Annotated in this window: 9 protein-coding genes; 8 read left to right on the top strand and 1 reads right to left on the bottom strand. The window is 48.4% G+C overall.

The features are described from left to right. The first annotated feature begins 19 nt into the window (after positions 1–19). From G451_RS0112945 to G451_RS32790, 3 genes are all read left to right on the top strand, one after another. Complete coding sequence (locus G451_RS0112945; RefSeq protein WP_027184590.1) at positions 20–1,495, top strand: O-antigen ligase family protein; 1,476 nt, start codon at positions 20–22, stop codon at positions 1,493–1,495. 86 nt (positions 1,496–1,581) lie between these two features. Beyond that, entirely contained in the window at positions 1,582–2,427 is an 846-nt protein-coding gene (locus tag G451_RS29295) for a trypsin-like peptidase domain-containing protein (protein ID WP_051261469.1), read from the top strand. Positions 2,428–2,437: 10 nt separating this feature from the next. Continuing rightward, positions 2,438–3,160: a hypothetical protein gene (locus tag G451_RS32790; RefSeq protein ID WP_051261468.1), complete on the top strand. Its 723-nt coding sequence runs from the start codon at positions 2,438–2,440 to the stop codon at positions 3,158–3,160. Positions 3,161–3,330: 170 nt separating this feature from the next. Here the strand turns inward: G451_RS32790 and hcp are convergent, their stop codons facing one another. Further along, complete coding sequence (gene hcp / locus G451_RS0112930) at positions 3,331–4,962, bottom strand: hydroxylamine reductase (RefSeq protein ID WP_027184589.1); 1,632 nt, start codon at positions 4,960–4,962, stop codon at positions 3,331–3,333. 368 nt (positions 4,963–5,330) lie between these two features. Here hcp and G451_RS0112925 point away from each other — a divergent pair, with 368 nt between their 5' ends. From G451_RS0112925 to G451_RS32785, 5 genes are all read left to right on the top strand, one after another. Then, positions 5,331–6,146: a PstS family phosphate ABC transporter substrate-binding protein gene (locus G451_RS0112925; protein ID WP_027184588.1), complete on the top strand. Its 816-nt coding sequence runs from the start codon at positions 5,331–5,333 to the stop codon at positions 6,144–6,146. Positions 6,147–6,290: 144 nt separating this feature from the next. After that, complete coding sequence (gene pstC, locus G451_RS0112920) at positions 6,291–7,184, top strand: phosphate ABC transporter permease subunit PstC (protein WP_027184587.1); 894 nt, start codon at positions 6,291–6,293, stop codon at positions 7,182–7,184. A gap of 18 nt (positions 7,185–7,202) precedes the next feature. Beyond that, positions 7,203–8,075 carry a phosphate ABC transporter permease PstA gene (gene pstA, locus G451_RS0112915; RefSeq protein ID WP_027184586.1) on the top strand — a complete coding sequence of 291 codons (873 nt, stop codon included), beginning with the start codon at positions 7,203–7,205 and terminating at the stop codon, positions 8,073–8,075. 210 nt (positions 8,076–8,285) lie between these two features. Then, the gene (locus G451_RS0112910) at positions 8,286–9,488 is read left to right on the top strand and encodes a PhoH family protein (protein ID WP_027184585.1); all 1,203 of its coding nucleotides are present in this window, start codon (positions 8,286–8,288) and stop codon (positions 9,486–9,488) included. Positions 9,489–9,776: 288 nt separating this feature from the next. Further along, positions 9,777–11,564 (top strand): methyl-accepting chemotaxis protein, encoded by a 1,788-nt coding sequence (locus tag G451_RS32785; protein ID WP_051261467.1) that lies wholly within the window; start codon positions 9,777–9,779, stop codon positions 11,562–11,564. Positions 11,565–11,654 lie beyond the last annotated feature (90 nt).

Below are 11,654 nucleotides of genomic sequence, written 5' to 3'. Positions count from 1 at the left end.
TTCGATAGAGCACGATAGTATGGTGTCCGATACGTCTTCTCTTGCTTCATCTCACGGCCGAGGAACGCTTTCCCCGGCCGTTTCTGCTCCCACATTGCCGCCGACTTGGGCCGTCCTGGGAAGCGTCCTTATTGCGTGTTGCGGAATCGCCTTTGCATTCTGGCCGCTGGAGACGAGCCTGGTTCTGGCCTTGTCGCCGCTTGTCCTATATTTGGCGCTGTCTCCGATTGCGTTCTATTGCTGTACCGTCGCGTCCTTTTCTTTCATTGTCATCACGCTCACGATGACAAAAGGAGCGGTGCAATATCCCGTTCGACCGTTCGACATTCTTATCATCCTGTCACTCTTCTCCTATGCCGCCCACCGTGCGCTCGGCACCTTGCCTCGTTGGCGCCCAACGCCTGTTGATCTCCCTGTTTTTGCACTGTTTATTCTGGCTTTGGCTTCTCTCTCTTGGAGCCATGATATAACGCGTGGCCTGTATGAACTCCGGAATCTGGTTGCTATCCTCCCTTTTGCTTTGGTCGTGACGCCGGCAATACTCTCATCCTGGCAACGACTGTCTGCCTTTATGTGGTTTGTCATCATTTGTGGAGCCATCAATGCAGCCATATCGATCTTTGCATTCTATACCTATCCCGACTACCTGAGCGTGATCCTCGACCGGACCCATTTGTATCGATTGGTGATCGTTTTCAACGATCTCACCGTTGCCAAACGAGGACATGGATTTGCTCACCCCCTTGTAACGTCCATCTGGCTCGACGTGGCAATTCTCTTCGGTCTGGCCCAGGCCATGACCATCACCAACCGAAAGAAACGCAATTGGACCATCGTTCTGACGCTGTTCATTCTCTGCGGCCACTTGAGCACTATGAGTAAAGGCGCCATTGTCAGTTTGGTTCCGACGTTTGGATTTCTCATTCTCATGCAACGATCCTGGCGACGGTTTGCCTTAACCAGCATGACACTGTTTTTTCTCACTATTGCGGTCTGTTTCGTCACTGTCCACAGCGCCGATCTCGTGAAACACCTGAAAGTCATCGAAAGCCAGACGACAGGCGATACCGAAGGATCATCGACAAGCGATAGATTGACATGGTGGGGGCAATCACTGGGCCAATGGGTAGATTCCGATTTCCTCGGTGTTGGCATCGGGGGGGTGTTTCAATATCTTGACCCATGGGGACCACATCCGCATAGTATTTATGTTTCCATGGTGTCTGAACTCAGTTTCCCGGGAATATTTCTCTATCTTCTTATTTTTGCTATTACCCTATCGCGAATGCGCACCGCTATCGACATGGCCGTCACGCTTCAAAAACGACAGATAACGCTGTTTACCACTGCGGCACTGATCAATATTCTTTTTTATGGTTTTTTCGACCTCTACTTTACGGAATATCTTGTCTGGTTGCTCGTCGGTGTTGCGCTGTCCTGTGCTCGACTTGTGGATGATGACGCACTTCAGACGGCGGGAAAAGGCAGTATGTAGAGAATGAAAATCTGTGCTAGAATGCATAAGAGACAATATGGAGCCGCCGCAGACGTGTGATGCTTCAAGTCAGCAGGAGGGCAAACATGCAAACACGATTCCTCTTTGTCGTTGTCATTATGGCATGTGCATTAGTCGGCGCATGCACGACCAGACCATCAGCGACAAAACCCGCAATGCCACAACACGCGACAATCTCCTCCCCATCAAAACAACGAATCGAGACGAAAGCCCCGCACTTTGTCGAATTGCCTGATTTTACGGAAATTGTGCAACGAGTTGGTCCGGCCGTCGTGAACGTCAGCAGTGAACGCACGATCGAGCCTCGACGTTCACAGTATTTTCAAGTTCCCAAAGGATCACCTTTTGAAGATTTCTTTCGAGAATTTGATCAATTCTTTCCCCAAAGCCCTGTAAAGAAACAATCTCTTGGCTCCGGTTTCGTTATGAGTCCTCATGGACATATTGTCACCAATGCACACGTCGTCAGCGGAGCAAGCACCATTGCAGTGAATTTGCAATTACCCAATGGAGAAGAAGAGTCCTATCCTGCTCGCGTTGTTGCAACACAACCCGATGTAGACTTGGCTGTCCTGAAAATCGATACCGGTCGACCGCTGCCCTATCTCCATCTTGGCGATTCTTCACGCATTCGAACGGGAGAATGGGTACTTGCTATTGGCAATCCTTTTTCTTTAAGCCATACCGTAACCGTCGGCATTGTCAGTGCAACCGGTCGCAATATCGGAGGCCCCTTGGGCGATATAATCCAAACCGATGCGGCCATTAACCCCGGTAACAGCGGAGGCCCGCTGCTTGATCTGCACGGCGACGTCATCGGTATCAACACGGCCATTGTTGCCACGGGACAAGGAATCGGGTTTGCCATTCCAAGCAATACGGCCAAGCGGCTTATCGCTCAATATCAATAAGGACGGTATCATGAAGTCTGTTCTGTCGTTTCTCATCGGTTTATGTCTTTTGGTCACGAGCGCGACCCCGGCGTTATCTGTGGGTAAATACTCTGAGGGCTACCGAATGGGGCTGTTGTCCAAATATTCGGACAAAGGCTACCTGATCAAAACCGGAGAAGGCGAAATCATGCTCGGTCGCGACAGTTCCGCTGCAACGGAATCGTTTACCGACAAAGAAGGCAAAACCATTGATGCCACGATTAATCCTTGGAGATTTTCAGCGTCACGCAGCAAGTCCGATGAAATTATGAAATACGTCGGCGAATATGTCTGGGTGAAATATCGTGAAGAAATGATCAACATGTCGTTTAAGGATACGGATTATCGTCTGCAAGAAATTGACTTCGTCACCCGCAAAGATCCTAACCCGCTGTCCTATGAAATCAAGAAACCGAGTGGATTTCTCGCAAAGTCCGAAGGCATGCGCGCCGGCCGTATTGTCAAAGCCTCACGCAAAGGGAATCTCATAAAGACCTGGGAAGTCATCGTCCAGCTTGGGAATGCCGGCAACCAATTTGTGCCGATGTCCATTAGCGATGAAAGTTTGTTCAACTACGCCATACAATGCCTCAAATCCGGTCGACTTGTGAAAGTGTTCTATGTCGATAAAGGCGTCGCTGCGAAAATTTTTGTGAATATGGAAGACACTCCTTATCGCGTCTACAAACTCGAAGTGGTGCGAGATTTGTAAACGAAAGAAGAAAAAACAGAATATCAAAAAGAAGATGCCGTGACGGTTAATCGTCACGGCATCTTCTTTCTGATGCTCGTGTGCTTGGTATAGAGAAGATACATGAGTCAGAAAAGAGGGGGCGGAGGAGATAATCTCCCCCAGCCCCCGAAGACAACACGCACTGTTCCTTATCCAAGAATCTCCTTGAGATCGTCGTCAGGAGTGGTAATCGGTTTGATATTATAGTTTGCCACAAGGAAGTTCAGGACATTCGGCGTCAAGAACGCGGGCAAAGAGGGTCCGAGGCGAATATTCTTGATACCCAGCGCCAACAAGGTCAACAGAATAGCCACCGCTTTTTGTTCGTACCAGGACAATACGAGCGACAGCGGCAGGCTGTTGACGTCGGTATCGAAGGCTTTCGCCAAGGCAACGGCAATCTGAATCGCCGAGTAGGCATCGTTACATTGTCCGATATCGAGCAGACGAGGAATGCCGCCGATATCGCCGAGTTGCTTGTCAAAAAAGCGGAACTTCCCGCAGGCCAGCGTCAAGATAACAGTATCCTTCGGAGCCTTTTCTACGAATTCAGTGTAGTAGTTCCGTCCGGGCTTGGCACCATCACAACCGGCAACGAGGAAAAAGTGCTTGATAGCACCCGATTTGACGGCGTCGATGACCTTATCGGCCACACCCATGACAGCATTGTGACCAAAACCAACCAGGACACTTCCTTTTTCTTCGTCAGCGTCGAATCCAGGCATAGCCAAAGCTTTTTCGATCACCGGACCGAAATCACCGTTTTTGACATGGTTCACACCAGGCCAACCAACAAGACCGGTCGTAAAGATATTATCCTGATATTTGGCTTGAGGCCTCTGAATGCAGTTGGTCGTCATGAGAATGGCGCCGGGGAACTCACCGAACTCCTGCTGCTGATTTTGCCAGGCTGTACCGTAATGCCCATAAAAATGGTCGTACTTCTTCAGCTCAGGATAGCCATGCGTGGGCAACATTTCCCCATGAGTGTAAATAAAGACGCCTTTGTCTTTGGTTTGCTCAAGAAGATCGTGCAAATCTTTGAGATCGTGGCCGGAAACAAGAATGGCCTTACCTTTCTTGTGACCCAGAGGAACGCTCGTCGGGACAGGATGCCCATACGCCGAGGTATTGGCTTCATCAAGCAATTCCATGGTACGCAGGTTCACCTGACCGGCTTCCAGTGCCAGACCAACCCAATCTTCCAGGCTGAGATCGGTCCTCAATGTCGCAGCCAAAGCCTTGTGGACGTATGCCGCAATCGACGGATCGGTTTTGCCCAAAATTTGTGCATGATCGGCATACGCACAAATCCCCTTGATGCCATAAATCACGGTCTGCTTAAGACTATGGATATCGTCTTCGCCTTCAGGGGTCTTTCCTTCGAGTACCCCATGGATTTCGCCTTCCTTTTTCACGGCGTCCACCGTAGCGCTCGGATCGGTCGCTGCAGGTCCGTCAGTCGGGTAGGTCACGCCTTTGGCGTCGAGAGCTTTTTTCAGCCCTTCACGCAGTTCCACAGCTTTTTTGACCAGGCCGGGAAAGCGTTCAGGGTCGAAGTTGACGTTGGTCAACGTGGAGAACATAGCTTGATGCGTAAATGCGTCGACATCAGCCATATCAATATCGTTTTCCCGTGCAGGAACGGCAATTTGCGACAAACCTTTCAGCACATACACCAACTCGTCCTGCAACGCGGAGACTTCATCTGATTTACCGCACACACCAACTTTGGTGCAACCGGTTCCCTTCGCAGTCTGTTCACATTGGTAGCAAAACATATCGTGTCCTCCTTCCTGTAGGCGGTTTGAGTTTTCGTTGGAGTCGAAACTACGCCATGACTGAGAAGCTCACCTTGACGTAAGTCAAATTCAGCGATTTGAGGAGTTTTTTTTATTTTTTTTGATTGAGCCCCATCGTGACATGCACGCCTCAAGCAAGATCATACGACTGTAACATACATCGCGTGGAGATTCAGGAATTGCTAAAAAAACGCAGGATAAAGCGAGGAAATCCTTGTGTCACCTATTCTTCCTGCGCTCGACACCAATTTGTAACATCTTCAATCTAGGTTCCAGCCCTATCGTAAGCAGGTTAAGCACTGTCGGTTCACGACAGATTAAAATCACCATTTTTGGAGGGTTCCTCGATGAAAAAGATTCTTGCTCTTTTCGCTGCTGCCATGTTGCTGGCCAGCACGGCTTTTGCTGAAACAAAAATCGAAGTGAAAGGTTCCACCACGGTTCTGCCCATCATGCAAAAGCTCGTTGAAGCTTACATGAAAAAAAATCCCGACGTGAAAATCACGGTTTCGGGCGGTGGTTCGGGCAACGGTGTGAAAGCCATCATCGACGGCACCACCGACCTCGCCATGAGCTCGCGCCACATGAAAGATAAAGAAGTCAAGCTGGCTGCTGACAAAGGCGTGAAAGCCAACCCGATCATCATCGCCATTGACGCCATCATCCCCATCGTTAACCCCGCCAATAAAGTGAAAGGTGCCACCATCGAACAGCTGCGTGACATCTACATGGGTAAAATCACCAACTGGAAAGAACTCGGTGGCGACGACGAATCCATCGTTGTCATTTCTCGCGACACCTCCTCCGGCACCTATGAAGCCTGGCAGGAACTCGTGATGGGCAAAGGCAATCGCGTTTTCCCTGGCGCTTTGCTCCAGGCCTCTTCCGGTGCTGTTCTGCAGGCCATTGGTAAAAACAAGAAAGCCATCGGTTATGACGGTTACGGTTATGTCAACGAAACCGTGAAAGGCCTCGAAGTCAACGGTGTCCCCGGCAACCCCGGTACCGCTGCTGCTGGCAAATACGCCATCTCCCGCCCCCTCTTCATCATCACCAATGGTGAACCTCAGGGTACTCTGAAGGGCTTTGTTGACTTCATCATGGATCCCGCCACCGGCCAGAAGATTGTTGCCGAAGAAGGCGCTGTTCCCGTCAAAAAATAAGACGCCTGAGTAAATTCCTTTACGCCGGGTGGCTCTGTCCGCCCGGCGTTCTTGTCCGAAGCCGACACACCGGCATCATCCACCCGGCCTAACCGCTACGGAAAGGCTCAAAAGCTCCCGGCGGCGGGGGCGACGAGGTGCGCCATGGCTTGGTCACGCAAGCAAAAAGACGATTTCATTCGCAATGTTTTCTTCGTCACCGCCATTTCTTCCATCGTGGCGCTGGCACTCATCATGATTTACTTATTCATCGAAGGCCTGCCCATTTTCAAAGTGACTTCGGTTACAGACTTTCTCTTCGGAAATTATTGGTATCCCACGGACGATCCGCCGGACTTCGGCATATTTCCGCTGATTATGGCATCCATCGCTGTTACAGCTGTATCTTCAATGATTGCCATTCCTCTGGGAGTGTTGACGGCCGTCTATATGGCCGAAATTACGACCCGTAAAGTGCGTGGTATTATTAAGCCTATTGTCGAATTGCTTGCTGCCCTTCCCTCCGTTGTCATCGGGTTCTTTGGAATGGTCATTGTAGCTCCGTTCCTTCAGCAAACATTTGATCTCAATACAGGGTTAAACTTGTTCAATGCCTCCATCATGCTTGCGTTTATGTCTGTCCCCACGATTTGCAGTGTTTCCGAAGATGCGATTTACAGCGTCCCTCGCGAACTCAAAGAAGCATCGCTCGCTCTTGGCGCAACTCACTGTCAGACAATTTTCCGAGTTGTGCTGCCGGCGTCGTTATCCGGCATTTCTACAGCCGTCATTTTGGGAATGTCTCGGGCCATTGGCGAAACAATGGTTGTCCTCATGGTCGCTGGTGGCGCTGCGCTGATCCCCACATCGCTGTTCGACCCGGTTCGCCCCATGCCGGCCAGTATTGCCGCGGAAATGGCAGAAGCACCATTTCGTGGCAATCATTATCACGCGCTGTTCGCCATTGGTATGGTCCTTTTTGTCTTCACGCTCGTTTTCAACATCGTCGCCGATTATGTGTCTGAAAAGCACAAACAGGTCGGCGCTTCCACTCTGTAAACGCGGGAGCAAATCAATATGCTGACTATTCATCCCGGTTTTCAAGCCAGACGACTGCTGTCACAACGCATTGTGTGGTGGATTCTGCGTGCGGCTGCCATCATCAACGGGCTAGCGCTTCTCGTTATTTGCTCCTTTTTGCTCTATTATGGGTTACCGGCAATTAATTTTGAATTCTTGACCCAAGCTCCGCGTGATTCCATGACGGCAGGGGGAATTTTCCCCTGTATTCTGGGAACGGTTATCCTTAGTATTGGTTCAATGATTGTCGCATTTCCATTAGGCGTTGCATCAGCAGTATACCTCAAGGAGTACGCCCGACCTGGCAAAGTCGTTCGTGTTATCCGTCTCGGCATCAATAACTTGGCTGGTGTCCCTTCGGTGGTTTTTGGACTGTTCGGACTCGCGTTTTTCGTCACGATGTTTGAATTTGGCGTCAGTATCCTCTCGGGGGTATTGACCCTGGCCATTCTTATTTTGCCCGTTATTATCGGCACCGCTGAAGAAGCGCTCAAGTCTGTGCCGCAAACGTATCGTGAAGCCTCGCTTGGATTAGGCGCGACGAAATGGCAAACCATCCGACTTGTCGTGTTACCCGCGGCTCTGCCCGGCATGTTGACCGGAGCAATTCTTGGGTTGTCCCGTGCAGCCGGAGAAACTGCGGCCATAATGTTTACAGCAGCGGTCTACTATTCGCCGAATCTGCCATCATCAATTTTGGATGACGTCATGGCGCTGCCTTATCACATCTACGTTTTAGCCACGGCCGGCACAGAGATCGACAAAACACGCCCTCTGCAATACGGCACAGCGCTTGTGCTCATAGCCTTGGTCTTCGGTATGAACATGTTTGCCATCTGGTATCGGGCGAAATTGCAAAAACGCTATTAAGCAATAGGTTCTTGTGACGCCCCCACAGCGTTCGCATCCTTTTCTGAATTTTGCGCGGTCCGGTTTCCTCACCGGACCGCACACCCTCTCTGTTTACCCAAGACACCGCTCTCGCTCACTCGCGCTTTTTACTCCCTCTCCCCAATTCTCCGGTGATGGAATGTTCCTGGCACATCCGGATCAACACTGAAACGAAGGTGCGTAGTGTTCATGACACAACGAATCCAAAAGAAGAACTATGTTCTCGACACCAATGTCCTTATTGAGAATCCTCAAAGCATCCTGACGCTACAAAATGGTGCGGAAAATAATATTTACATTCCGTATCACGTCCTCATGGAACTCGAGGGACTCAAGAAAACGCCAAAATTGCGACACATTGTCGCCAATGTTGTCAACTTGCTTTTGGAGCATAAAGACACCATCCAATTTCTTCGCACTGACAACGTTGCGTCGCATTTCGCGGATATTGTCGATAACTATATTCTTGATGAAATAACGTCCTCTGACGAAATTGAAGACCCCATTCTTGTAACGAATGATCGTATTCTGCAACTTCAAGCAAGTTTGCGGGATATCAAAAGTGAAGAATTACGAGATTCCAGGCCGTTTGAATCCGAATCGCAACTTTTTACGGGGTTTGTTGAAAAGGAAGATGAACGTGTTCCCAACTGTTTTAGTTGGTTAGAAGGAAAACCCGTTTTTCATGGACCGGAAACAGACAAGGTCATTGGCTATCAAAACGAAGTCTGGAATGTGAAGCCACGTACGGTGTATCAAAACCTTGCCTTGGAACTCATCCTGACCGAGCACATTGACCTCGTCTCCATACAAAGCGATGCAGGCTTCGGCAAAACGTTCCTTGCTTTGGCGTCCGCCCTCTATCTTATGTTGGAAAAAAAGCAGTTTGATAAAATTTATGTCGTCAAACCAACGATTGAAATCGGCGCAAAACTCGGTTTTCTCCCTGGCGATGTCACCGAGAAGCTTGAACCTTATGTCAAATATATCTACAGCTTACTCGGAAAACTCCATACTGTGCGAAAAGCGAATAAAGTCTTCATCAATCCGAATGATGATGTTCCCAAACTGAATCCCAAGAAATTTGAAATCCTTCCTCTCACGTTTGTTCGCGGCATGAACATCGAGAACGCTATTGTTATTGTCGATGAAACGCAAAACCTCTCCCGTTCTGAAGTACGAGCACTGCTGACAAGAATGGGAGAAGGCGTAAAATGTCTATGCCTCGGCGATACATCACAAGTCGACAATGTATACCTCAACGCTCAAAACAATGGTTTGAATTGGATTGTGAGAAAGTTCAAAGGGTTTAACAATTATGGCCATATTGTACTTAAAGGCGATAAATCTCGTGGTCCAATCACCGATATGGTGCTGAAGTCAAAACTCTAAAACACAACATCATACATCTATGTGTGCGTAGAAGTGATTGCAGGATACAACGGAAAATCATTGTTTGTTATATTCATCAAAAGAATGTTTGTTTGTCACATAAGCGCCACGACTTCTTCTATATAGAAGCACGCACGAATTCATGATTTCCGGCACATCCGTCCAAGATAACGGATGTGCCGGGAAAAAGACCTCATGACGCGATGTGTTCTTCAGTCTTTTGGTGGAAGGCAATATATCGTTGTGCAAACGATATACTGTCTTCATTATGCTATGGAGGTAGTTCAGATGCGTATTTCTATAAAGTTGAAATTGATTTTTGGTTTCTTGCTGTTGCTGATGGTGATGCTCGTCATTGGTGCATTGGCATATTTTTCCATTAATTCCGGAAACGAAAACCTTCTTGCGTTCAAGAATAAGGATGTCACGTTTCTTGATAGAGCTCAAAATATCAATGTGCAGATGCTCAATTTGCGCAGATATGAAAAAGATTTCTTTTTGAACATTGGAAACACTTCCGTGCAAGAAAAGTATCTCAATAAATTTATACTTGAGGCAAAAGATGTCAAAGCCAGCATCGATGTTTTGAAAAAAATAGCCTCACCAGACATGCATGATGAACATATCACACAAGATATACGTGAGAATATTTATTCACTGCAAAAAAAATGTAATGACTATACGGAAGGATTTCTTGGAATTGTCAAAAAATTAAAAAAGAACAAAAACGTTACCCCGCAGCAAGCCAACACGATGATGGCTGAATTCAAAAACATAATCCATGACTTCGAATCAGATATAGAAGACCTTTGTGTATTTAGTGAGTCCATGTCGGACCAATCCATCCATAACACACTCCATGCTTCATCATACTCCAAAACAATGATTAGTTGTGCAATTGGCTTTGGGTCTCTTTTTGCGGTATTATTTTCTTTCTTCACCGTCATGTCCATACTTAGTCCACTGAACCGAGTCATTGCATACGCCAACGCAGTGTCACAAGGGGATCTGGAAGCCAGAATACAAGGTGTTTTTTCTGGTGAAATGGACATATTGCGCCAAGCTATCCAAAACATGGTTACGCATCTCCAGCAGATGATGTCACAGGCAGAAGAAAAGAGTCAACAAGCAGAAACGGCCGAGCACCAAGCGCGTCAAGCCTTAGTCGAGGTTGAAACAGCCACGCGTCAAGCCGCAATGGCACGAAGCGAAGGGCTGAGCGATGCGGCCAATCAGCTGGAATCCATCGTTAACAACCTCTCAGCGACAAGCAGCCAACTTTCTGTTCAGGCCGAACAGGTGCACATTGGCGCCGGGACACAAAATCAACGCATGGATGAAACGGCACTTTCTATGATTGCCATGAATGATTCTATGCTTGAAGTGGCTAAGAACACTTCCGGCGCAGCTCAAAGCGCCGATACAGCGCGACAAATGGCGCATGACGGACAAATCGTCGTCGACGATGTGGCATGCGCTGTCAAAGAAGTACTCAACAAGACGGTCCGGATGAAAGAAAGTTTGGGACAACTCGGACTTGAAGCCGAAAACATCGGTGGAATCATGGCCGTCATCAATGACATCGCTGATCAAACTAACCTCCTGGCTCTCAACGCAGCCATTGAAGCAGCGCGTGCTGGCGAAGCCGGGCGAGGCTTTGCCGTTGTTGCCGATGAAGTGAGAAAGCTTGCAGAAAAAACCATGAACGCAACACATGATGTTGAAGTTGCCATTGTCGCCATTCAAAGCGGGACAAATAAAAATATCGAAGAGATGAAACACGCCGAGCAAGCGGTAGAAAAATCCACTGCATTGGCCAGTCAAGCTGGTGAATCTCTGCGACGCATCGTGGAAGTCGTTACCTCGACAACGAATCAAGTCAACGCCATTGCTATGGCAGCAGAAGAACAGTCCTCGGCGAGTGAAAAAATCAACCAAGCAATAGAAGAAGTGAATCGAATTTGTTTGGAGACAACGGACGGAATGGGGCAATCTCAAACGGCAATCAATGAACTTGCCGAATTGTCTTCCCAGCTCAAAACGCTCCTTGTCGAGCTCCAACAAAACCACCAATAATGGCGCGATGGTACACAGTCAGCCCCCTTTTTCGATGAACTTTTGAAAAAAAGATTAAAAGTGGTGGCAGAAAAAAGGATTTAACGGTAA

It is taken from the genome of Desulfovibrio inopinatus DSM 10711 (assembly GCF_000429305.1).
In the GTDB taxonomy this organism is placed as follows: domain Bacteria; phylum Desulfobacterota; class Desulfovibrionia; order Desulfovibrionales; family Desulfovibrionaceae; genus Alteridesulfovibrio; species Alteridesulfovibrio inopinatus.
The sequence above is the reverse complement of the archived record's forward strand: the minus strand, read 5'-3'. Positions and strand labels throughout refer to the sequence as shown.

Excerpts from the sequence above, each read along its gene's own strand:
- G451_RS0112945 (WP_027184590.1), top strand. The coding sequence starts at position 20 with ATGGTGTCCGATACGTCTTCTCTTGCTTCATCTCACGGCCGAGGAACG.
- G451_RS29295 (WP_051261469.1), top strand. The coding sequence starts at position 1,582 with ATGCAAACACGATTCCTCTTTGTCGTTGTCATTATGGCATGTGCATTA.
- G451_RS32790 (WP_051261468.1), top strand. The coding sequence starts at position 2,438 with ATGAAGTCTGTTCTGTCGTTTCTCATCGGTTTATGTCTTTTGGTCACG.
- hcp (WP_027184589.1), bottom strand. The coding sequence starts at position 4,962 with ATGTTTTGCTACCAATGTGAACAGACTGCGAAGGGAACCGGTTGCACC.
- G451_RS0112925 (WP_027184588.1), top strand. The coding sequence starts at position 5,331 with ATGAAAAAGATTCTTGCTCTTTTCGCTGCTGCCATGTTGCTGGCCAGC.
- pstC (WP_027184587.1), top strand. The coding sequence starts at position 6,291 with ATGGCTTGGTCACGCAAGCAAAAAGACGATTTCATTCGCAATGTTTTC.
- pstA (WP_027184586.1), top strand. The coding sequence starts at position 7,203 with ATGCTGACTATTCATCCCGGTTTTCAAGCCAGACGACTGCTGTCACAA.
- G451_RS0112910 (WP_027184585.1), top strand. The coding sequence starts at position 8,286 with ATGACACAACGAATCCAAAAGAAGAACTATGTTCTCGACACCAATGTC.
- G451_RS32785 (WP_051261467.1), top strand. The coding sequence starts at position 9,777 with ATGCGTATTTCTATAAAGTTGAAATTGATTTTTGGTTTCTTGCTGTTG.